This window comes from Ruthenibacterium lactatiformans, assembly GCF_000949455.1.
GTDB lineage: Bacteria > Bacillota > Clostridia > Oscillospirales > Ruminococcaceae > Ruthenibacterium > Ruthenibacterium lactatiformans.
On sequence record NZ_JXXK01000030.1, the window covers coordinates 15,850 to 38,135 of the forward strand.

Here is a 22,286-nt window from a genome sequence, read left to right on the forward strand (position 1 = left end):
GGCGGCGCGCCGTTCCCGGCGCGGTATTTCTTTAAGGCAACACCGCACAATTCTAAGAGTCGAATCGCGCCGGCAGATTTTTTGGCAGGTTAAACAAAAAGCGCAGCGAACACTTTGTGTATTCGCGAGCATTTTTGTGACAGTTGCCGGAAAATCTGCAAGCGAGGCGACGCTTAAGGCTTCAGCCGTGAATTGTGCGGTGTTGCCTTAAGCCAGCCGGCTCTCGATCTCAGCGGCCACCCGCTCGCGCAGGGCCAGCAGGTAACCGGCGCCGCGCGGGTAATCCCGGAACGTCATGGGCCGCATCTCCGCGTCCGCATAGATCAGCTCCTCCACGAACGCGCGCCCGGCAAGCTGCTCCAGCAGCCGCAGCGCCCGCAGGTCCAGCAGCGCGTCGTCCTGCACCTCCGCGCGCACCGACGAAAGCGGCGCGCCGTCCGGGCCGGGATATACAAGGAACGGGTCTCCCGAGGGGAATGCATAGTCGGCGTGCGTCACGCGGTACGGGTCCACAGGATGCAGTGAAAACTTGGAATTGTAAAAATTGTACCCCCAGTGCAGGAAGCCCTTGATGCCGTACAGGTACATCAGCACGCCCATGATGCGGTTGCGCGCGCTCTCCATGGCGAAAAAGCGGTTGGGCACAAGGCTGCTCTGGGCACAGCAATAGTACACCCACAGCCCGGGCACCTGCGCGTCGATGAACGGCTGGATGTGGTCGTTGGCGGGCACGGGCTGGCGCACAAGGCCCTGCCTGTAAAATTCAAGGCTGCTGAGCGCGTCAATGACCTGGCAGCCCTCCAGCAAATCCTCCGCCTGGGCTTTGGCCGCGCGGTAGGAATCCAGATGCTCGGGCGACGGCTCGTCGGAGATGTGGTAGTACACATGCTCTTTGTCGTAGCCCATGCCCTCCAGCGCGGTGCGCAGCGCCGGCAGGAACGCCTCCAGAAACGCGCGGTATTCCGCGCTTGCCGCCGGCACGTCCCAGCCGAAGATGCGCCGCTCCTGCCCATCCACCACGGCCATGATCTTGGGCGTGGCGTGCGCGCCCCATTGGGTGAACAGATGGGCGATCTCCAGATATTCCACGCCGTGGCGCCTGCACAGCCCGGCCCAGCGCCCGAGCTTTTCAAAGCCGAAGGAATACACCCCGGCGTCGCGGCGCACGTCCACAAGCTGCACGGTCAGCCGTTCGCCGTTTACGGCGGTGTCCAGCGGCGGCGTGAACACGGGCGTGAGCAGCATATTGATGCCGTGCTCCTCCCCCGCCGCGCGGATGAAATTCTCCAGGATGCGCCAGTGCTCTTCGCTCAGCGGCGCAACGCCGTAATAAGAGGCCAGGCAGTCCGCATGGAACCACTCGGTGTGCAGCAGCGTCTGGGCGGGCAGCCGCGCCCGGCCCACGCACAGCGTAAAGCGGCAGGTGAACGCAAGCCCGGCCGCGTCTGCGTCCCGGTAGAGCACGCCGTTGGGCATCCTCTGCTCCTCCACGGCCCGCGCCGTCACGGCCACCTCATACGCGCCGGGGGCCGCGTCCGCGGGGATATCCCAGCTCAGCCACACGCTGCGGTACTGGCGCGGCAGCGGTGTAACCGCGGGCGCCTCCAGCGGGGCCAGCAGGTCCGGGAACAGGCCCGGCTCCTTCGTGATGTAGTGCTCGTCCGCGCTTTCGTAGCAGGGATAATCGGAGGGCATCAGCTCCACGGCGCGCAGAACGGCGGGCGCAGGCGCGCCGTCCGCCTCGATGGTAAAGCTCTGCACGGGCATGCCCGGCGCGGCGTCGTCCGCACGGTATACGAGCTGCACCGCGGCGCGGGCGCCCCGCCAGACGGAAAGGCGCGCGCCGTCCGAAAGCACCGCGGGGCGCTGTGCCGGGAATACCTTCTCCAGAGAAGACGCAAGGAAAAATTCATATCGGGCCATAAGACGAACTCCTTTTATGATCTGAGTGTATTTCGCAGCTTGTCGAAAAAGCTGCGCTTTTGCGCCAAGCTGCCTGCGAACAGGGCCTGCGGCCCCGTTCGCCGCGTACGGCGGCCTTCGGCGGTCGCTTCGCTCTACACGCCTCGGCACTAGCCCTGCGGGGCGTCGCGGGGTTGCCCTAGATGAAAAAGGGGCGTCCACACGCTAAGAGCCGCGCTTTCAGCGCGGTTGTCCGCAGGGGAGGCTTCGCACCGCTCCGACACGCGCCTGCGGGCGCAGTCTCCACCCCTTTTTGGCGGCATTCGCCGCGTGGCTTGCACTTTGCTGCGCAAAGATGCATGGCTTTGCCACCGCCAGCCTTTTCCCCGGACGCTTCTTTTCCTTCTTTGCCTTTTTCGACAGTCTGACTTCTTTCATATTACCCTTTGATCCCGGAAAGCGCAATCCCTTCCACAAATTCTTTCTGCAGCGCGACATACAAAAGGAACGGCGGCAGGAACGCCAGCGTGGAGCCGGCCATCACCAAGCCGTAGTTGGTGGAGTAGTTGCCCTTGAGCGCCGCAATGGCCAGCGTCAGCGTCTGCATGCGCTCGTCCGTCACGGTGACAAGGGGCCACAAAAAGTCGTTCCAGCAGGTGATGAACGTAAAGATGGTGAGCGAGACGAGCACCGGCTTCACCAAAGGCACCACCACGGAGAGGAACAGCCGGTTTTCACCGCAGCCGTCAATGCGGGCGGCCTCGATGAGCTCGTCCGGCACGTTGACCATGAACTGCCGCACCAGAAACACACCGAACGCGTTCAGGATGGGCAGCATCAGCGCGATGTGGGTGTTCATCAGCCCCAGGTTTTTGATGATGGTGAACACCGGGATGAGCGTCACCTGCCCGGGTATCATCAATGTGGCAAGATAGACCATGAACAGCTGGTCGCGCCCCGGAAAATGCTTTTTTGCAAAGCCGTAGGCGGCCATGGCGCACACGATGCAGTTGAGCACGCACGCGCCGCCTGTGACGATGACGCTGTTCAGCAGGTTGCGCCCGATGTTGAAGTTGCTGAACACGCGGGCATAGTTTTTGAAGCTGAACTCCGCGGGATCGAACCGGAGGTCCAGCACGGTTTTCTGCGTGAGGGAAACCAGGCCCATGTACACAAAGGGCAGCAGCGCAAACAGCGCCATTGCCAGCAGCACGGCCCCCAGCACCGCGCGCGCGGCGTTTTTTTTCGCTCTGCGGCTCATCAGTCCTCACCGCCCTTCAGCAGCAGCTTCTGCAGGCCGGAAACGGCAAGCACGAACACGAACATCAGCATGGCCACGGCGCTTGCGTAGCCCATATTGTACTCTTTGAACGCCGCGTTGTAGGTTGTGAGCACCAGCGTCACGGTGGAGGTGCCCGGGCCGCCGCCCGTCATGGTGTACACCAGGTCGAACACCTGGAACGACCAGATGGTCCCCAGCGTCACCACAAGGAACGTCACGCTGGAAAGCCCCGGCAGCGTGATCTTGAAAAAGCGCTGGAACGCATTGGCGCCGTCCACCTCGGCCGCCTCGTACAGGCTGCGCGGGATATCCATGATGCCCGCGAAGTAAATAACGAGGAAGTACCCCACGTTTTTCCACACGCTGACGATGCAGACGCTGAGCATGGACGTGAGCTTGCCGCCCAGCCAGTTCACCGAGGGCAGGCCGAACGCATGGATGATGCTGTTCACCACGCCGCGCGGCGACAGCAGCGTGAACCACAGCGTGCCCACAAGGATGGCCGACGCAATGACGGGCACGAACAGCGAGCTTTTTACAAAATTGCCGAATTTGTTGTGGAACAGCTCGGCGATGACCGCCGCCAGCACCAGCGAGCCGGCTGTCTGCAGCGGCACGGTGATTACCGTAAAGACCACCGTGTTTTTCAGCGAGGCGCGCACATAAGGGTCCCGGAACAGGCGGATGTAATTGTCCAGCCCCGTCCACTGGGGCGGCTGCAGCACATTGTACTTCGTAAAGCTGAAGTACAGGCTCATCAGGATGGGCACCACCGAGAATACCAGGATCAGCACGAGGCTGGGCAGGATATACAAAAAGCCCTGCGCAGCCTCCTTTCTGCGATTGATCATAACACACAACCCCTTTTATCCAGGCGGCGGGCAGGCGCGCCGCGCCTGCCCGCCGGATTTCAGCTTCATACCGCCGGGCCTGCCGGCACGCCGCGCGCCGGAGCGTCCGCGGCGCGCCCGCCGGCCCGTCCTCCGCCGTCAGCCGATGCTCTCGGCGTAATCCACGGTGTTCTGGATGGCCTCCTCGGGGGACAGGTCGCCCAGCATCATGAGCTGCAGATTCTTATACAGGGTGTCCATCACCTTGAACGCGCCGTTGGCGACGGGCAGCGTGTGCAGGTGCTCGGCGTCCTCGTACATCTCTTTGAAGCGCTCGTCGTCGTTGTACGCCTCGTCCCTGGTGATGGGCGGGAAGGGAGCGATCTCGGTGTGGAATTTCGCCATGACCTCGGCGCTGGTGATGTATTTGATGAGGCTGGCGGCCAGCTCCTTGTTCTGGGACGCACTGTTCATGATGAGCGCGTCAGAGGCGATCCATGTGGCGCGGGTCTCGTCCTCCAGGCTGGGGATGAAATCCCAGTTGACGCCTGCGTCCGTGAGCACCGTGCCGGATTTCGCGTCCATGGAAGCGATGGCGATATTGCCCTCAATGAACTGGTTGCGCACCTCGGTGCCCACCAGCGCCATGGATTCCTCCGGCAGCACGCCGTATTTGAACTTGAGGTCGTACAGGAACCGGGCGGCCTTCACCGCGGCGTCGTTGTCCATCAGGGCGACCTTGGTGCCGTCCTCGTTGTAAATGTCGCCGCCCGCCTGCCACAGGTACGGATAGTACAGGTTGTTCAGCGCGCCGATGGCCGGGTCGGCCCATTCGCCCGCAAACGGCATCACGCCGGGCAGGCCCGCCTCTTTTATCTTTACGGCAACGTCCACCAGGTCCTGCCAGGTGGCGGGCAGCTCCGTCACGCCCGCCTGCTCCAGAATGTCCATATTGAAATACAGGATGCGCGCGTTGCCCACGATGAACGGCATCGTGTACTGCTTGCCCTTGATAAAGCCCTTGTCCAGGTAGAGGTAATTCTCCCGGTCCGCATCCGTTATGTAGGCGTCCAGGGGCTCCAGAGCGCCCATCTCAATAAAATCGTTGAACATCTCCAGATACATATAGCCCACGTCCGGGCCTTCGCCCGAGGAAAAACCCGTCAGGTATTTTTCCTCGTAATTGCCCCAGGGCGTGATCTCGATGGTGAGGTCCACGTTGTTTTCCGCGGCCCAGGGCGCAAGCGTTTCCGTCCAGAACTCCTTGTCCAGCGCGCCGTCGTCGCCCGCCGCGAACGGGGGCAGCCAAAGCAGCAGGTCTGTCTTTTTCCCGTCCGGCGCGGCGGCCGCGCCGCTGCCGGAGGCCGTGCTTCCCGCCGCCTGCGAGCCGGAGCCGGAGCCCGAGCACGCTGCGAACAGGCCCGTGGCCAGTACAAGCGCCAAAAGGATGCTGAGCAGTTTTTTCATAGTTCTTTCCTCCTGTTTTACTTGATGTGGAAGGCGGCGTCCCGCCGGGAACGTCCTCCGCGCTCCCCTTCCATGCTTTCATGGTAGCCGAAAGCCCATCTTGCTGTAAACTTACAATTTTTCCTATATGCATAACCAGCGTCTATTTTTCACCGTTCGTTTTATGCATATTAACCAAACCTTATTTGTCTTTCACTTACATTTTTTTAGATGGAACGGGCTTTGGATTAACAAATCTTCCAATTTCGGCCTCCCGATGGGAAAAAGGGGCCAAAAAAAATCAATTTCTACTCCGGCACGGTTTTATGATAGAATAGTCCTATCCGGATACCGGAGGAAACGGAAAAGGGGGCGCGTTTTGTGCCGCACCGCAAAAAACATACCATGCGCTGGCTGCGCTCCATTCTGGCCGTAGTGCTTTCGTGCCTGCTGCTCTGCTCGCTGCTGTGCCTGTATGTCCTGCATGTGCTGGAGCGCACGGTGGTGGAGACCAACACCGCCCTGACGGCTTATGTGCAGAAAAGCGTCGATACCCGCCTGGAGGAGCTGCACCGCTATTCCACTACCATTGAGATCACGCACGCCAACACGCTGCTCAAAAACCTGCGGGAGCTGCCCGGCACCCTGCCCGCGCAGGCGTACCAGCTTTCCGTCACGCTGCGGGATTTTCTCGTCACGAACAAGCTCGCCCGGGGCGTATACCTCTATTACCCGCGCACGGGGCTTGTGGTGGGCAATATGGGCTGCTTCGAGGCCGCCTCCTATTACGCCCTGCAGGGCGTGCCGCAGCGCGAGGGCTATGACGCATGGCTCGCGGAGCTGACGAAAAGCCATGACACGCGCTTCATGCTGCTGCAGATGCCCAAGGACGAACGCCTGTGCTATGTGCGCGAGATGCGCATGACGGGCGAGATCGCGGCGGTCGTTGTGATCGAGATAGACCGGGAGGAGCTGCTGCGCGCCTTCGACGCGGCCGGCCTGCCCGGAGACTCCGCCACAGGGGTGCTGCTGGACGGGCAGCTGGTGGCCGCCACAGGCAATATGGCGCTGCTGGAGGACACGCCCGGGCTTTATGCGGCCTGGTGCGCGGACCCGCAGGCCAGCCCCGAAAGCGGCGGCAGCTTTGCGTTTTTCAATGCCTCCGCCCTGCCCGGGCTGGATTATGTGAGCGTGTATTCCGCGCGCGGCCTGCTGCGCACGGTGCGCTTTACGCTGGCCGTGTGCGTGGCGGGCGCGGTGTGCTGCCTGGCCGCGGGCGTGGCGGCCAGCGTGTTCATCAGCCGCCGCAACGCGAAGCCTATGGAAAAGCTGCTGGCCGCGCTGGGGGCGCAGGGCTCCGGCGCGCAGGACGAATACCAGTTCATCACCAACAAGATCGAACAGATGATGACGGAAAAATACAAGAGCGAAGAGCTGATGCAGGAGCACCAGACGCTGCTGAACGGCCTGTTCCTGAGCACCGTCCTGCGCGGCGGCCTGCACAGCGAAAACGCGATCTTCGCCGCGGCCAAGCGCTACGAGGTGAGCTTCGAGCATCCCACCTATCAGGTGCTGGTGCTGGCCGGCACCGAGCGCAGCGTCCCGGACGCCGGGCCGGAGCCCGGCCTGCTGCACGGCACGCTGGCCGCGCTGGGGCACGAGGGGCTGGTATCCGCTTACGGCGGCCGCTACGTGGTGCTGCTGAACGCGGAGGAATGCCTGCCCGACAGCCAGGCCGAGGCCCTTGCCCGCGCGCTGCTGGACCAGGCCTTTCCCGCCCGGCCCGCCCACGCGGGCGTCGGCCCCTGCTACGACAGCATGACGGACATCCTGACCAGCTACAACTGCGCGCTGCTGGCGCTGCGCTGCGAGGCGCCCTCGGCCCGCCACCCGGTGAACCGCTATACGCCCCGCCTTACCCGCGCGGACTGCGGCGACCCCGGCGTGATGCAGGCGTTCAGCCACCGCATTTACGAAAAGCAGTTTGCCCAGGCCCAGCAGCTGATGGAGCGCCTTTATACCGAATACCTGTACGCGGGCGCGCCCGCCGGCACCGAGGCCATGCGGCAGAGCGCCGTGGACAATCTGCTGGCGGACGCGCTGCGCGCCGCTTTGCCCGAGGCCCGCGCCGCGCAGGAGGTGCGCGCGCTGACGGCCGCCGGCCCGCCCCACGCCCAGCGCCGCCAGGCCCAGCACGCGCTGGCCGTTCTGGTACAGGCCGCCGCGCCGGGCGCCGAGGACAAGGAGCCCGTGGCCGTGCGCGCCAAGCGCATCATCGACGAAAATTTTGCAGACCCGATGATGGGCCTTTATCTCGTCTCCGAGCAGCTCAACGTCAGCAACTCCTATCTGTCCACCACGTTCAAGGCCACCTACGGCGTCAGCATCATCCAGTACATCAACCGCCTGCGGGTGGACCAGGCCAAGAGCCTGATCCTGAACACCGATATGAACATCAAGGACATCGCTCAGACCGTGGGCTTTTCCAGCGACATCAACTTCATCCGGGTGTTCAAAAAGCTGGAGAACCGCACGCCCACCACGCTCCGGCGGGAAAGCCGCCCCTGACCCCCGCCAAAGCAGCGGCCGCGGCGCTGTTTTGCCGGCGCGGCCGGGCGCCCGCCCGTCCTTTTAAGCCTGCGGGCAAAAACGGCCCCGCCCGGCCGTTTTTGCCGCTTTGCTCGGCAAGCCCGAAAAAAGCCTCATGCAGTTCATCTGCATGAGGCTTTTTGTGCCCTGCGGGAATTATTTTTCCCGCAGCTTTTCCTCCAGCGCGCGCAGCTTTGCCATCTCCTCCGGGATGCCGATGTGCTGCGGGCACACCCGGGCGCACTTGCCGCAGGCGCGGCAGGCGGCCGGGCGGGCGGCGGCGGGGATATCCCCGCTCTCTTTCAAAAAGCGGCCGGTGCTTTTCGCCGCGGCGCAGCGGTTGTACGCTTTGAACAGGCCGGGAATGTCCACCCCGAACGGACAGGGCATGCAGTACCGGCAGCCCGTGCAGGGGATGCGCTGGGCCCGCTTGTCGATGCGCACGGCCCGGGTGAGCGCGTTCTGCTCGGACTTTGTCAGCGGCTGGAAGGGCGACATCGCGGCAAGGTTGTCCGCAAGCTGTTCCTCGCTGCTCATGCCCGAAAGCACCACCAGCACGCCCGGCAGGCTGGCCGCGAAGCGGATGGCCCAGGACGCAATGCTGCGGCCGGGCGCCTTCGCCTTCAGCACCGCCTCGGCCTCCGGGCACAGGGAAGCCAGCGCGCCGCCGCGCACAGGCTCCATCACGATGCACGGCAGGCCGTATTCCTGCAATATTTCGTACTGCTCCCGGGCGCGCTGCACGGTCCAGTCCAGATAATTCAGCTGCAGCTGGGCAAAATCCCACGGGTAGGCGGCGCATATCGCGCGCAGCACGGCGGGCTTGTCGTGGAACGAGAAGCCCAGGCGGCGGATCTTCCCCTCGGCCTTTTTCCGCGCCAGAAATTCAAACGCGCCGATGCGCCGGATCTTCTCGAACCGTTCGGCGTCCACCGCGTGGCACAGGTAAAAATCAAAATAGTCCACACGGCAGTTGGCCAGCTGCTCGTTGAACACCTGCTCCATATCCTCCTGCGTTTCCAGCTTCCACAGCGGCATCTTCGTCGCCAGGTAAAACGATTCCCGCGGATATTTTTCCAGCGCCGCGCCGATGAATTTTTCCGCGCCGCCGCCGTGGTACGGATACGCCACGTCAAAATAGGTAATGCCCCCGCGCACGGCCTCGTCCACCAGCGCCCCGGCGCGCGCGTAGTCGATGGCGGTGCCGCCCGGCTCCAGCGTGGGCAGGCGCATACAGCCCAGCCCCAGCAGCGAAGGGCGGCAGTCCGTATCCCTGTAAGAACGGTATTCCATAACGATTCCCCTTTTCCGTTTCCCACGGGCGCGCCGCGCCCGTGCAGTATTCCTGCTTTCAGTATAAGGGCGCGGCGAAAAAAATGCAATGCGGGGCTTTTCTTCTCCCGATTCCCCTTTGGACGGATGGCTTCAGCTTCGTCCATTTCACGATGCATTGAATAAAGCGGGAAAATATTGTATATAGGTAAATAAAAAGAAAAGTTGGTAATTGCAGGAGGCATACGATGGCATTGGAAAAAGTTTATGATTATTTCCATAATTATGATAGGCAGACTTATCAGGTTGTAGCTTGTATGGGAAATGAGCCGTCGGAGCACGATATAAAGAAATTTGAACATCAGTATGGGATAAATCTTCCTGCTGATTTTAGAGAGTTCACTATGTCCCCATTAGGCGGACTTTATATGGAGGTTCGGGAAGAAATATGGCCACGGGCGAAACAGTATGACATAGGCCCATTTTGGTCGTTCTGCCGAGGAATTATAGTCTATGGAATTGCCAATGGAATACCCGATTTTTTGGATATTCGTGAGAAAACGAAAGAACTGCACGATGAAGGGTTTACTGGTTTTATCCCGTTCTTGTCCATTATAGGGAATGGTGATGAAATATTTTGTTTTGACAAGGATAATAACATAGTCCTTCTGGACTGCTATACAACAGGAGAAGCTGCACCGGTTGAAGGGGCTTTTTCAGATTGTTTGATGAAACAAATTGCGGAGTTGGAAGAACGGAAAAACAAGAAAATCCGGGGAGAGGATAAAAATAACTAATTCCGGTTTGCCGGGCTTGCCGTCCATGAATCTGCCCCTCCGTCAATTTCGGCAAAGGGAGGTTATTTATAGCCTAAACCTGTTCAAAAGGCAAAAGGGGGGCTTTTCTTGTTCACAAATCCCGGCTATAATGGGATATGTTGTAATTTGCGGCCCTGTGCGGCCGCGCAAAAAATCAATGAGGTGAAAAACATGTTTTTATCGGTGATCCTCACCATCGCGGCCGCGTATATGGCCCTGCAATGCGGCCTGACGGCCTTTTCCGTTCCCTTTGCGTCCTGGACATGGCTTTCCTGGCTGTATCTGGCCATGGCCGCCGTGATGATCGGCGTCTGCGTGGTCAGCGCGCGCCGCGCCGTGCGCGCCTACAAAAAGCAGGCCGAAAAAATCAAGGAAGAACAGGCCCGGGAGCTGGAAAAGCTGCACGCCAAACGGCGGGCGCTGTATCTGGACGAGGACATCGACATTGAGGCCGAGGCCGCGAAGGCCGAAGCCGCGCGCCTGGCCGCCCAGGCGGAGGAGGCCGCAGGGGCAGACGCGCCGGACGGCAGCGCGGACGACGGGGAAAGCGGCGAAGCCGCCGAAGAGGAGGACGGCGGCGACGATTGACCCGCGCCGCGCCCGGCAAAGGGACGCGCTTTCCGGAAGAAATTGCCTTGCGTATCCCGCGCCCCCCTGCGCACAATAACAGCACGGGGGTGTTTAAAATGCAAAACCAAACCAACAAGGAAAGCCAAAACCGGCACGGGCAGCCCAGCGCCCACGGCAAGCAGCACAAGGCCCACGGCCATGTGGAGCAGGCCCGAAGGGACGGCCAAACTGCCACCAGCGAAAACGTGTATGAAAACCTTGCAGAAAACGCCTGGTTTCCCGCTTTGTACGCGGACGAGGTTTTGATGGACGATTTCGGCCCGGATTTTCCGGAAGTGTGACCTGCACAAAAAGTTTATCCGGCACAGATAAAGCAGCCCGGGAAGCGCCGCTCAACGCGGCGGCTTCCCGGGCTGCTGTTCTATCTCCTGTTCTAGCTCCTGCGGAAAAGCGTCCATCCATGTCTGAAGCCCGTTTATAAACCGTGAAAGATGGTATCCGTCGCACACCGCATGGTGTACCTGCACAGCCAGCGGCAGGCGCATTTTCCCGCCATCGGAAAAATATTTTCCAATCGTGAAAATCGGCAGGAAATAGTCATATCCGTTCTGCAAATTCAGGTTGAAGCCTGTAAAGCTCGACCAGGGAATGCAGGACACGTTGAACAGGTTTTTGCCTGCGGGCGGCTTTGAAAGCTCCGGAGCATTCCGGTACCGCGCCATATCCTCCCGATACCGCGCCAGAAACACCGCAGGCGACGCATCGTATGCCGTCCAAACCTCCGTGAAGCTTTCTGTCTCCTTATGGAAAACCGTATAACAGGGGTCGCAGTGGCTGTAATATCCCACATTTCCCATTTCATCCTGGGCCATCCGAAATTCCGCATGCCGGTTGACCTCCCGTGCAAGCCCATATAAGACCACGGGAAAAAACGGCAGCCCCTTTTCCCGCACCCCGCACAACAGTTTTGTGACATCCAGCGCCACCGTCATACTGTATGTGCAGGGCACCGCTTCGGCATAATGCTCATATCTCTTTTTCCGTTCCCACGCCTGCATGTCGATTTTATGAAACGTCACAGCCATCCTCCTGTTCTCTGTACCGTCTTCTTCAGCGCACATGAACAGCGCGCGTTATCCCACGCTCCGGCCGTGCGGCCCGTCCCGCCCCGTCAAAGCCGGCGGCCTGCCGCCGCGCAGGGTCACCGGAACCGCTCCGCGCCCCACCAGTGCGGCATCAGCTCCCGCAAACGCACCGTTTTCCCGGTTTCGGCGTCCGCCAGTATTTCAAGGCCGGGGCTGTCCTTATCCAGCTGCATCATGAATTCCCTGCACGCGCCGCAGGGCATTCCCACGCGCCCGTCCCCCATCACGCACACCAGCCGCACAATGCGGCTCTCCCCGTTCGTGATCATATTGGCGATGGCGCTGCGCTCCGCGCACATGCCCAGCGTACAGGCGGTGTCGATGCACACCCCGGTGTAAACATTTCCCGCCGCGGTGAGAATGGCGGCGGCCACGCCGCCGGCCTCGATGAACGGCGAGACCGCGCGGGGGGCCAGCTTCTCCGCGGCTTTGTCATAAAGCTCTTTCCATTGCATGGTATGACCCTCTCTTTTCTTTTTACAGGCCGCCCTTGCGCCGCCTCCCAATATTCCCGCGGGCCGCGGCCGGGCGCGCGGCGCGTCACTGCCCGTTCAGCTCCCGCACAAACGCCTCGGGCTTTGCCGTCAGCTCGGCCCAGGCAGGCACAAAGCCGCATTTCACGGCGTTGCGCACCGATTTGATGTTTGACCACGCGGCGCAGTAAAACGGCACCTTTCCCCGGGCAAGCGTTTCGGCCGCAAGGCGGGACGTCAGCGCGGCGGCAACGCCCCGGCGGCGGTATCCGGGCAGCACGTCCACGCCGATCTGCCACATGCTTTCACAATCCGCCGAACAGCCGGCCAGGCCCACCAGCCTTGCGCCGTCGTACGCGCCCACGGCCAGCACGTCCAATTCCCTCCGTTTTTCGCACAGAGCGTTGCTCCATTCCGTCCGGTACAGGCCCGCGAAGTCCGCAGGCCCCAGCACCTTCAGCGCATACCCGCAATCCCACTGCCGCATGCGGGAAACATCCGGAAGAAAATATTCCGCCATGAAGCATATCCGCATGCCGAAGGGACGCAGCGCGTCCGCCAGCACGTTCATGTTCGGCGTTTCAAAGCAATGCTCGGGCGCATACCGCTCCACGTAGGCCCGCACGGCTGCCTCGGCCTCGGGCGCGACGGAAGCCACCACGTTGCCGCCGTAGGAGACAAGGTCGCAGAAAAAGGGCAGCGACAGATATTTCCGCGCCCCGGCATGGGGCGCGGAACGCACCACCACGCTGTGCTCCCGGCCGAAGTCCTCCGGGCTGCAATTCAGATCAACGGCGGACTGCCGCAGCGCGGCGGCCCATATTTCCTCTTTTGTCATATACGTCATCCCTTCCGGCTCCGGCCGCGCTCCGCCCGCACCGTCCCGCCGCGCGAAAACAGCCTGCCGTTGGCCAGCGCAAGCAATGCTTCGGCCGCGGGGTAGCGGATGATGCCGCTGGTGTTGAGCACCAGGTTTTTAAACGGCAAATCGCGCACCGTCATCTCGCACACCCGGCGGTTCACCGCCGGGTTGTTGGAAAAATGCATGCCCAGCCGCGCCGCGCACAAAGCCAGCGCGTGCAGCGCGCGCCCCGTGCGGCTGTCCAGCATGTCGCCCAGCACCGTCGTCTGGGTGTATTCGCCGCGGACGGGCTTTTGGTTGCGTGGCAGCGGCCGCGTGTGGATGGCGGCAAACGCCGCGTCCGGGAACGTGTTGTCCGCAAACGAGCCGTACGGCCCCCCGGCGCTGTGGGCGGGCGGCAGCGCCACCGTTTCGCCCCGCGCCGTAAAAGCGGCGTGCAGCAGCAAACAGCGGCTGTGCCGCCCCACGGACACCTCATAACGGCCCGCCTCCACCACGAACGCATGGCGCGCCACATCATAAAACTCCAGCGCGCTGGGCGGCAGCGTCACACAGACCGTTTTGCGCTCGCCCGGCTTCAGCGCCACACGGGCAAAGCCCGCCAGCGTGCGCACGGGCTGGTGCGCGGCGGAATTCCGGTGGGCCACGTACACCTGCGCGGTCTCCACGCCCGCCATCGCGCCCGTATTTTCCACCGTGAAAAGCACCTCGATGGCCTTGCCCGGCGCCAGCACCTTGCGGGAAAGCGTAAGGCCCGAATACGCAAAGGACGTATAACTCAGCCCGTAGCCGAAGGGAAAGCGCACGTCCACATGCGCTTTGTCGTAATAGCGGTAGCCCACATAAATGCTTTCGTTGTAGGTAACGGCGTCCGGCCCCATGGGCCAGTGGCGCGCGGCGGGCGTGTCCTCCAGCCTTTTGGGCCACGTCTCCGCCAGCCTGCCCGCCGGGCATGCCCTGCCGTACAAAAGCTGGAACACGGCTTCGCCCACGCCCTCGCCGCCCAGCGCCGTGTACAGCACGGCCTTCGCCCTGGGCAGCCACGGCGTTTCCACGGGGCTGCCGCCCGCCAGCACCACCACCACGTCTTTTCCCGCCCCGGCCAGGCGGTCCAGCAGGTGCAGCTGGTTGAACGGCAGGCGCATGTGGGCGCGGTCGTAGCCTTCGGTCTCGAACAGGTCCGTCAGGCCCAGGAACAGCAGCACTGTGTCCGCGCCCCGGGCGGCGTTCAGCGCCTTTTCCTCCAGCTTTGCGTCCACGCATTCGCTGTCCGGGTCATAGCCGGGCGCATACGCGGCGTCTCTGCAGCCGCCGCGCACCAGCGCGTGCAGGAAATCCGGCCTGCCGTGGGCGTTGATGAGGCTGGAGCCCGCGCCCTGATACCGGCAGCGCCTGCCCGCCAGCGCGCCGACGACCGCCACCTTCGCGTCCGGCGCCAGCGGCAGCACGCGGCCTTCATTCTTCAGCAGCACGGCGCTCTCCCGCGCGGCGCGCACGGCCAGCGCGTGGTGCCTGTCCAGCATGCGGCGCACCGCCGCCACATTGTGCACGGGCGCGGGATACGCCTTTTTGCGCTGCGGCGCATGGGCCAGCGCCAGGCGCAGCACCCGGGCGCACAGCGCGTCCAGCGCCGCCTCGTCCAGCCTGCCCGCGCGCACGGCCCGCACGATCTCCCGGTCCGTCACGCCGCCGGAGGAGGGCATTTCCAGGTCCAGCCCCGCGGCCACGCCCGCCGGGCGGCGGTATACCGCGCCCCAGTCGCTCATCACAAGGCCGTCAAAGCCCCACTGCTCCCGCAGGATGCGGGTGAGCAGCATGCGGTTCTCACTGGCATAAACGCCGTTGATGCGGTTGTAGCTGCACATCACGGTGGAGGGCGCGCCCTCCTTCACCGCTATTTCAAACGGCCGGAGATAAAGCTCGTGCAGCGCCCGCTCGTCCACCTCGGCGGAGACGCTCATGCGCAGCGTCTCCTGATTGTTCACGGCAAAATGCTTGAGGCTGGTGCCCACGCCCTCGCCCTCGGCCCCGCGGATGAACCCGGCGGCCAGCTTGCCCGCCAGCAGCGGGTCCTCGGAATAGTATTCAAAGTTGCGCCCGCACAGCGGGCTGCGCTTGATGTTGACGCCCGGCCCCAAAACAACGGCCACGCCGTGGGCCCTGCACTCCCGGCCGATGGCCGCGCCCACCCTGCGCGCCAGCGCGGGGCTCCACGCGCAGGCCAGCGCCGACGCAGTGGGAAAGCACGTTGCTTTCACGCTGTGGCCGCCGTTCTCACGGATGTGCAGACGGTCCTCCTTGCGCAGGCCGTGCGGGCCGTCCGCCAGCCATATGGAAGGCACGCCTTTGGCCGGGATGTCCTGCGTCTCCCAAAAGCTCTTTCCGCTGGCCAGGGATGCTTTTTCCTCCAGCGTCAGCGAAGCGATGATGTTCCCGATCCGATCATTTGTCATGGATTTTCCTCCGGCGCGGCATGCGCCCTAAAATTCAGGGCAATACCGCACAATTCTAAGAGCCGAAGCGCGCCGACCGGTTTTTTGGCAGGTCAAACAAAAAGCGCGGCGAATACTTTGTGTATTCGCGAGCATTTTTGTGACAGTTGCCGGAAAATCTGCAAGCGAGGCGACGCTTCAGGCGTCAGCCGTGAATTGTGCGGCCTTGCCTTAGGCCATACGCCGGGCCCTCCGGCGTGCTGACGTAAGAAAACACGCCTTTGTGCCGCGGCCGCTGCGGTGCCGGTCGCCCGGCGCTCAGTCATAAAACGAGAGACGCGGCGAAAAACTTTCCGCCCCGAGGATTTTCCGTGCGGCGCGCCCTTTTTTTGCCCCCGCCCCAACAGCCGCCTGCGGCGCAGGCCGGCAAAATCAGCCCCTCCGGTTCCGTCACGCCTTTTTGTAATTCAAAATAAGAATTCCCGCACACACAAGCACAAGCGTAACGACCAAATTCACGGCGGAAACGCCGTTTTGCTCCGTAAGCAGCAAATTGGAAAGCAGAACGCCCATAACGGGGGTCATAAAACTGTAAACAGTGACCCTGGAAACCGGGTTGTTTTTCAGGAGCACGCCCCAAATGGCATATGCCGCTGCGGAGAGGAACGATAAATAGGTTAAAACGCCCAGCGCCTTTCCCCCGCTTACAACGATCTTACCCCCAAACACAATGCCGATCAGCACCATTGCAATGCCGCCCATAATAAACTGGTATCCGCTTATCACAACAGGATTTTCATCTTTGGAATATTTTTTCATCAATACGGAGGAAAAGCCCAGTGCAACAGCCGAAAAAAGCACAAAGCAGTCTCCCGTAAAATTCATGGTAAAATCCAAACCGTTTAAATTCACAAAGATGATTCCCGCAAAGCCTGAAATACAGCCTATGATTTTCCCGGGCGTCAATTTTTCCTGTTTGAAAATAAGGCTTGCGATCAGCAGCGAAAAAAACGCGGAGGTCCCGCTTAAAATCGTGCCTTTTACACCCGAGGTATTGGCAAGCCCCACGTAAAAAAAGATGTACTGCAAAACCGTTTGAAAAACACTTACCTGTGCAATTTTACCGATATTGGCTTTTTGGGGGTACAGCAGCTTTCCGCTGGCGATGCTGTAGATCAAAACAGTGATAACGCCCGCAAAGAAAAACCGCACCCCGGCAAATAAAATTGTGGACGGCACGTTTTTTTCCGGCAGGATCAGTTCATAGCCTATTTTTATAAAAGGCGTCGCGCTGCCCCACAGCGCCGCACAAAAAAGCGCCAGCACGGCCACCACCCACGGGTTACTCAGTATTTTTCTTTTACTCATTGTATTTCTCCAAAAATCGTATTTTACGCACCTGTTCCCGGCGGCCTCCCGCCGCCCGCGCCGCAGGCGCAGGCGGTGCTCTTCCGGCCTCCGCCCCGGCCTGCCGGGCCCTTACTTCTTGATTTTGTCCCAGTAAGCCTTCGCGGCCTGCTCGTTTTTGTTTTGTCCGTATTCGTAGTAGCGCACGCCCGCCAGCGCGTCCGGCAGGTACTGCTGCTTCACCCAATGGCCCGGATAATCGTGCGGGTACAGATAATTCTGCCCCTTTTGCGCCGCGTCCTCGCCGTCGAAATGCTTGTTCTGCAGCTGGCGGGGCACCGGGCCGGTTTTGCCCCGGCGCAGGTCCTGTTCCGCGGCCAGAATGGCGTTGTGCGCCGAATTGCTTTTGGGCGCGGTTGCCATCAGCACGGCCGCGTCCGCCAGCGGCAGGCGCGCTTCCGGCAGGCCCAGCTGCAGGGCGCTGTCCACGCAGGCCTTCACGATGGGAATGGCCTGCGGGTACGCAAGGCCCACGTCCTCCGCCGCGATGACCAGCAGCCTCCGGCAGGCCGACAGCAGATCCCCGGCTTCCAGAATGCGCGCCAGATAATGCACGGCGGCGTCCGGGTCCGAGCCTCGAATGCTTTTCTGCAGCGCCGAGATGCAGTCGTAGTGCATGTCGTCGCTTTTGTCGTAGCGTTGGCTGGAGCGCTGCGTCACCTGGCGCACGGCCTCTGTTGTCAGCCGCTTTGCGCCGTCCGTCTCGGCGGCGCCCGCCACGGCAAACTCCAGGCTGCCCAGCGCCTTGCGCATGTCGCCGCCGCAGGCCGCCGCCAGCGCGTCCAGCGCCTCCGGCTGCGCTTCAATGCGCACGCCGTCCAGCTCCTCCAGCTTATGCAGAGCGTTCTCCAGCCCGCGGCGCACGTCCTCCGGCGTCAGGGGCTTGAACTCAAACACCGTTGCGCGGGAGAGCAGCGCGTTGTAAATATAAAAATACGGGTTCTCGGTGGTGGAGGCGATCAGCGTGACCGTTCCGTCCTCCATGCATTCCAGCAGGCTCTGCTGCTGCTTTTTGTTCAGATATTGTATCTCGTCCAGATACAAAAGCAGGCCGTTCCGGCTTTGAAACGTGCCGATCTCGGCCATGACGGCCTTGATGTCCCCCGTGCCCGCGCTGGTGCCGTTCAGCTTATGCAGGCGCATGCCGCTGTTTTCGGCAATGATGCGCGCCACGGTGGTTTTGCCCACGCCGGACGGGCCGTAGAAGATCATATTGGGCACGCGGCCGCTTTCGATGGCCTTGCGGAACACGCGCCCCGGGCCGAGCAGATGCTGCTGGCCGCACACCTCGGCAAGGGTGCGCGGGCGCAGACGGTCGGCAAGTGGTGATTGCATAGCTTCTCCTTTTTGAAACGGGCGCGCGCGTCAGGATACCACCGCGGCGCTGCGCCAGTCGTTCAGTTTTTTTGCGGCGTAGCCGTTGTTCAGGAAATAATCGATGGCGTACACAAGGCTGCGGTCCCAGAAATTCCATTCGTGCACGCCGTTCCATTGCAGGCGGCGGTAGCCGGCAAGCCCCAGAGGCTTCAGGAATTTATGCATGGCGTCGTTCTGCTGCAGAATGAAATACGGCTCCACGTCCTGCAGGCCGTTCGTCAGCAGCACCTTTGGCTGCTGCGCGGCCGGCAGCGCGGCCACCCGCTGGGCCAGCACCCGCAGGTCGCTGCTTTTTGGCAGCAGCAGCCCATCGCCGAACACCGGGCCGAACACCTCCCGCACGCCGGGCGCCGCGGGGTCCGCCAGCATCATCGAAAGGTCCACCGCACCGGAAAAGCTGGCGCAGCCCGCGTACAGGTCCGGCCGGGAAAGGCCCAGAAACAGCGCGCCGTAGCCTCCCATGGAAAGCCCCGCGATAAAATTCTGTTCCCTGCGCGCCGGCAGCTTGAACATACGGCCCAGCAGCATGGGCAGCTCTTCCGTGACAAAGGTCTTATAGGCGCCGCCGTGCATCATGTTCTGGTAAAACGAGTTGCCGCAGTCCGGCATTACCAGCACCAAACCGTTGTCCGCCGCGTAGCGCGGCGCGGCCGTCATCTGCATCCAGTCGTCTCCGCTGTTGGTATAGCCGTGCAGCAGCGTCAGCACACCTTTCACGGTATAGCCCACATCGGCGGGCAGGTCTGTGGGAAAATACAGCTTCACGCCCACGGTGGTCCCGAGGATCTGCGATTTCAGCTTACAGTCAATATACGCCATAAAAAGCGCCCCTTTATGTATGATAGGAATCCTGCCTCTTATTATAAAGAAAACCCGGCCGATTTACAATCGTGCCGGGCAAAAGTGCGGAAATAACGGCCCCGGTGGGGCCGGTAACCTGCCGCGCGGTTTCGCCGCAGGCGAAATGGAGCCGAATGGCGACAAGCGCCGGGGTTTTGCCGTTGGGGACCCGGCGCGGCGCAGCCGTGACGGGACGGCAAAAGAGCGGTGCGGGGTGGCGAAGCCATGGCCGCGAAGCGGACAAACCGCACCGGGTCGTTTCGCGCGGCGAAACGCCGCGCCCGATTTTGCGCGGCAAACCCAAAAGGTGGGGCCGATGACCGGCCAGCGCGGTTTCGCCGCGGGCGAAATGGAGCCGGTGGGGAGCAAGCGCCGGGGTTTTGCCGTTGGGGACCCGGCGCGGCGCAGCCGTGACGGGACGGCAAAAGAGCGGTGCGGGGTGGCGAAGCCATGGCCGCGAAGCGGACAAACCGCACCGGGTCGTTTCGCGCGGCGAAACGCCGCGCCCGATTTTGCGCAAAAGCCCTCAAAGCCAGGGCGGCCAGCGCGCTGCCCGCACGGGCCTCGTTACGGCCCGGCGGGCGTTCACCGCATGTTTCTGCGCCCGCCCCTGGGCCTGCCCTTTTCCTCGTGGCGGCAGTTGCGCACAAAAATGCGCACCATCTCCTCCACGTCCTGAAGCTGCCGCTGGCTCATGCCCTTCAGCAAAGGGCCAATCGGCTCCTCCAGCACGCGCGCAGCGTCCGGCAGCAGCACATAATTCGGCGTGATTTCTAAAATATCGCACAGCGCGATCAGCGTTTGAACGGAAAGTCCCGCCTTCCCCCGCTCGATCTGGCTGAGAAATTTTTCAGTGATATCCGCACGGGCAGACACATAATCCTGCGTATATCCTTTTGCTTTGCGCGCTGCCTGCAGCCGCGCGCCGATCAATTGCAGATCGTATTCCACAAGACCGCCTCCCGTAATAAGAGTATCGTTAATAGCTTTGTCAAATAACCATTTTAAAACGGGTTTTTCGCGTTTTTAGATTGATTATTTGAAAATGCTTTGTTATACTGAAAAACAGGGAAATCGAAAGGAGACGGGCAGCAAGTGGATTTGTATCAGTATTTCGCAAAAGAATTAGACTGTTTTGAATCCGATCTTCGATACAGAAGCTATATCTCCTGGCCCGCCGCCTCTGTACGGCACTGTAAGGTGGCAGCGGACGACGCGCAGGCCTGGAGCGAATTTTTAACGTACGTTTTCGGCGTCCCGCTGGATTTCAGCACCGTGGACGCGGCCAAACTTTATCTTTTGAAGCACCGCTGCCTGCCCGACGACCTTTAAATAAAAACACCGCCGCCCCGGACAAATGTCCGGGGCGCTTTGCATCAGGTATGGGCGCACACTTCTGCTTCTGTGTAAAAAATGCGGAGGAACCGTCCGCGCACCGGCGCCGGCATTTCCCGCTTTGGAAAGGCCCGCTGCTTTGCCTCCGCCCGCGGGCAGCCGCCCAGTACCGGCCGCCCCAACCGCCGGCAGAGAAATTCCCGTTCCGCAGGGCCTTCGCTTTTCCGCGTACCGTCCGGCGGCATTTTTTTGCCCCGGCACGCGACGTAAAAGCCGCTGCTTCTCCCCGTCCGCCGAATTTTCACGGCCCCATTGGAAAGACGGCCGGGCAGGTGTACCAGACCACGATATCGGACAGCGGAATTTCTTTTGCAGGCATCACGCCTGAAAGCCCGGGTACAGTCGGGAACATCACGGACGGCAGCGGATGCGGGACGGCGTCCATCGCGGAGGCATGCCAGCGCGTGCGCGCACCCATCAAGTTGACGGAATACGGCGCGCACGCCATCGGATCCTCGAAAAAGGTATGGGGCAGCTTTGCAGGGGAGCCCGGAAGCAAGACCGTGTTGCCGCGCGGGAAAGACGTCCATTCCCAATACGGTTTACAACAGCCGTCGAGCCATAGCAGCGGCTTCCCGCGGTGCGGGCACAGGCACGCCGCACTGTGCCCGGGTCTGCTCCGGCCGGTTTGCGGGTCGTGCAGCGGCGGGCTCCGCTTTTGTTTCAGGGCAGGCCGCCGCAAATCCCGGCGGGATCTCCGGGAAACCGGCGGCAAGGAAGGCTCATTTTTTCCGCCGGCGGCTTTCCGGACACGCCTTCCTGGCCGCCGTTTGCATCGGCTACCAGCGTTTCTGCGCCGCCTGGGCCGCCGCCTGCTGCAAGGCAAGAATCTGCTGTGCATAGGCATTGTCCAGATTCTGCAGCGTATCATACTTGTTTTGCAGGATTTCGGCGCTGCCGTTGGCAAGGGCCTGCTCCAATTGCATCTGGTATGCCATTTTTTGCTGCTCGGCCGCCGAAAGCTGGCTGTTGTAGCTCTGCAGCGCCGAAGATCGATTGCTGTTCAAGGTGTCAAGCAGCGCTGCAAGGCTTTCGTTGCGCCCGCGGTCAATCGTGTTTCGGTTGTTCCCGTAGGAATTGTACATGCCCGCCAGCGCACTTTCCGACATGCCCCCCGTCAGCCCCTGCGCCGCCAGCGCCTGGGGAAGGTCACGCTTGCTCATCATATAGTTGATATACGCCTGCTGCTGGGCGCTGTCGGCGTTCCGGTTCACCCCGCGCGCTCCGCTGTCATAGCTGGCCTGCAGCTGTGCCAGCGCATCGTTGTAGTTCTGCTGAAGCAAATTGCTGCGGTTTGCATATGCCTCGTTCAGATATCCCATGTTTTTGTCATAGGCGGCCTGCGCCGCCTGCTGTTTTTGCCGGGCCAGCTCTTCGGCCCGGCGGGCGGCTGCGTCCTGCTGTGCCTGCACCTGGGCCAGCAGGGCGGCGTAATGATTTGCCGTAGAGTCATTTCCGCTTCTTGTATTATTCGCACCAGAAGGAACATTCGTCTGTGAATTACTTTTTACAGAGGCCAGCAGCTTATTATAACTATCCTCCAACCCCTGAATTTTTGTCTTCCAATCATTCGTTGTAAAATATTTATAATTTCCCGACGAATTACTGACTCCATCGCCCTTTACATATGCCATTTTCTCTTCTCC

Annotated in this window: 20 protein-coding genes; 5 read left to right on the top strand and 15 right to left on the bottom strand. The window is 61.6% G+C overall.

Annotated features, from left to right (window positions below; translation table 11 throughout):
• Window positions 1-207: 207 nt before the first annotated feature.
• The 4 genes from TQ39_RS15755 to TQ39_RS15775 all read right to left on the bottom strand — a co-directional run bounded on the left by TQ39_RS15755 (window position 208) and on the right by TQ39_RS15775 (window position 5,481).
• Complete coding sequence (locus TQ39_RS15755) at window positions 208-1,923, bottom strand: DUF4091 domain-containing protein (RefSeq protein ID WP_050006251.1); 1,716 nt, start codon at window positions 1,921-1,923, stop codon at window positions 208-210.
• 418 nt (window positions 1,924-2,341) lie between these two features.
• Complete coding sequence (locus TQ39_RS15765; RefSeq protein ID WP_009324310.1) at window positions 2,342-3,163, bottom strand: carbohydrate ABC transporter permease; 822 nt, start codon at window positions 3,161-3,163, stop codon at window positions 2,342-2,344.
• Complete coding sequence (locus TQ39_RS15770) at window positions 3,163-4,035, bottom strand: carbohydrate ABC transporter permease (protein ID WP_050006253.1); 873 nt, start codon at window positions 4,033-4,035, stop codon at window positions 3,163-3,165. Before TQ39_RS15770 ends, TQ39_RS15765 begins: the two co-directional genes overlap by 1 nt.
• Before the next feature lie 138 nt (window positions 4,036-4,173).
• Window positions 4,174-5,481 (bottom strand): ABC transporter substrate-binding protein, encoded by a 1,308-nt coding sequence (locus tag TQ39_RS15775; protein ID WP_009324308.1) that lies wholly within the window; start codon window positions 5,479-5,481, stop codon window positions 4,174-4,176.
• A gap of 360 nt (window positions 5,482-5,841) precedes the next feature.
• Here TQ39_RS15775 and TQ39_RS15780 point away from each other — a divergent pair, with 360 nt between their 5' ends.
• On the top strand, window positions 5,842-8,028 hold the full coding sequence (locus TQ39_RS15780; RefSeq protein ID WP_050006254.1) for a helix-turn-helix domain-containing protein: 2,187 nt from the start codon (window positions 5,842-5,844) through the stop codon (window positions 8,026-8,028).
• Window positions 8,029-8,205: 177 nt separating this feature from the next.
• Here TQ39_RS15780 and TQ39_RS15785 read toward each other — a convergent pair whose 3' ends face one another.
• Window positions 8,206-9,342 (bottom strand): aldo/keto reductase, encoded by a 1,137-nt coding sequence (locus tag TQ39_RS15785; RefSeq protein ID WP_050006255.1) that lies wholly within the window; start codon window positions 9,340-9,342, stop codon window positions 8,206-8,208.
• Between the two features lie 227 nt (window positions 9,343-9,569).
• Here TQ39_RS15785 and TQ39_RS15790 point away from each other — a divergent pair, with 227 nt between their 5' ends.
• The 3 genes from TQ39_RS15790 (at window position 9,570) to TQ39_RS15800 (ending at window position 11,050) form a co-directional block, all read left to right on the top strand.
• Window positions 9,570-10,118 (top strand): SMI1/KNR4 family protein, encoded by a 549-nt coding sequence (locus TQ39_RS15790; protein WP_050006256.1) that lies wholly within the window; start codon window positions 9,570-9,572, stop codon window positions 10,116-10,118.
• Window positions 10,119-10,310: 192 nt separating this feature from the next.
• Window positions 10,311-10,727, top strand: coding sequence for a hypothetical protein (locus TQ39_RS15795; RefSeq protein ID WP_139056081.1), 417 nt, complete (start codon window positions 10,311-10,313; stop codon window positions 10,725-10,727).
• Window positions 10,728-10,825: 98 nt separating this feature from the next.
• Window positions 10,826-11,050 (top strand): hypothetical protein, encoded by a 225-nt coding sequence (locus tag TQ39_RS15800; RefSeq protein WP_133304195.1) that lies wholly within the window; start codon window positions 10,826-10,828, stop codon window positions 11,048-11,050.
• Between the two features lie 51 nt (window positions 11,051-11,101).
• Here TQ39_RS15800 and TQ39_RS15805 read toward each other — a convergent pair whose 3' ends face one another.
• The 8 genes from TQ39_RS15805 to TQ39_RS15840 all read right to left on the bottom strand — a co-directional run bounded on the left by TQ39_RS15805 (window position 11,102) and on the right by TQ39_RS15840 (window position 20,196).
• Window positions 11,102-11,788, bottom strand: a complete 687-nt coding sequence (locus TQ39_RS15805; RefSeq protein ID WP_009324301.1) for a CatA-like O-acetyltransferase — start codon at window positions 11,786-11,788, stop codon at window positions 11,102-11,104.
• A gap of 122 nt (window positions 11,789-11,910) precedes the next feature.
• Window positions 11,911-12,309 carry a cytidine deaminase gene (locus tag TQ39_RS15810; protein ID WP_009324300.1) on the bottom strand — a complete coding sequence of 133 codons (399 nt, stop codon included), beginning with the start codon at window positions 12,307-12,309 and terminating at the stop codon, window positions 11,911-11,913.
• An 85-nt stretch (window positions 12,310-12,394) separates the two neighbouring features.
• A complete protein-coding gene (locus tag TQ39_RS15815; protein ID WP_173022243.1) occupies window positions 12,395-13,174 on the bottom strand; it encodes a GNAT family N-acetyltransferase in 780 nt (259 codons plus the stop codon).
• Window positions 13,171-15,642 carry a glycoside hydrolase family 3 C-terminal domain-containing protein gene (locus tag TQ39_RS15820; protein WP_050006258.1) on the bottom strand — a complete coding sequence of 824 codons (2,472 nt, stop codon included), beginning with the start codon at window positions 15,640-15,642 and terminating at the stop codon, window positions 13,171-13,173. The genes TQ39_RS15815 and TQ39_RS15820 overlap by 4 nt, the downstream gene beginning before the upstream one ends.
• Before the next feature lie 429 nt (window positions 15,643-16,071).
• Window positions 16,072-16,989 (bottom strand): DMT family transporter, encoded by a 918-nt coding sequence (locus tag TQ39_RS15825; protein WP_050006259.1) that lies wholly within the window; start codon window positions 16,987-16,989, stop codon window positions 16,072-16,074.
• Window positions 16,990-17,100: 111 nt separating this feature from the next.
• Window positions 17,101-18,363, bottom strand: coding sequence for a replication-associated recombination protein A (locus TQ39_RS15830; RefSeq protein ID WP_050006260.1), 1,263 nt, complete (start codon window positions 18,361-18,363; stop codon window positions 17,101-17,103).
• A gap of 30 nt (window positions 18,364-18,393) precedes the next feature.
• Window positions 18,394-19,224, bottom strand: a complete 831-nt coding sequence (locus TQ39_RS15835; RefSeq protein ID WP_009324295.1) for an alpha/beta hydrolase — start codon at window positions 19,222-19,224, stop codon at window positions 18,394-18,396.
• A gap of 606 nt (window positions 19,225-19,830) precedes the next feature.
• Window positions 19,831-20,196 carry a helix-turn-helix domain-containing protein gene (locus tag TQ39_RS15840; protein ID WP_009324293.1) on the bottom strand — a complete coding sequence of 122 codons (366 nt, stop codon included), beginning with the start codon at window positions 20,194-20,196 and terminating at the stop codon, window positions 19,831-19,833.
• Window positions 20,197-20,340: 144 nt separating this feature from the next.
• Between TQ39_RS15840 and TQ39_RS15845 the strand changes: the two genes are divergently transcribed.
• Window positions 20,341-20,577, top strand: a complete 237-nt coding sequence (locus TQ39_RS15845; RefSeq protein ID WP_009324292.1) for a hypothetical protein — start codon at window positions 20,341-20,343, stop codon at window positions 20,575-20,577.
• Between the two features lie 304 nt (window positions 20,578-20,881).
• Here the strand turns inward: TQ39_RS15845 and TQ39_RS20990 are convergent, their stop codons facing one another.
• Together TQ39_RS20990 and TQ39_RS15860 are read right to left on the bottom strand one after the other, a co-directional pair.
• On the bottom strand, window positions 20,882-21,088 hold the full coding sequence (locus TQ39_RS20990; protein WP_156146364.1) for a hypothetical protein: 207 nt from the start codon (window positions 21,086-21,088) through the stop codon (window positions 20,882-20,884).
• Window positions 21,089-21,419: 331 nt separating this feature from the next.
• A complete protein-coding gene (locus tag TQ39_RS15860) occupies window positions 21,420-22,274 on the bottom strand; it encodes a hypothetical protein (protein WP_050006263.1) in 855 nt (284 codons plus the stop codon).
• Window positions 22,275-22,286 lie beyond the last annotated feature (12 nt).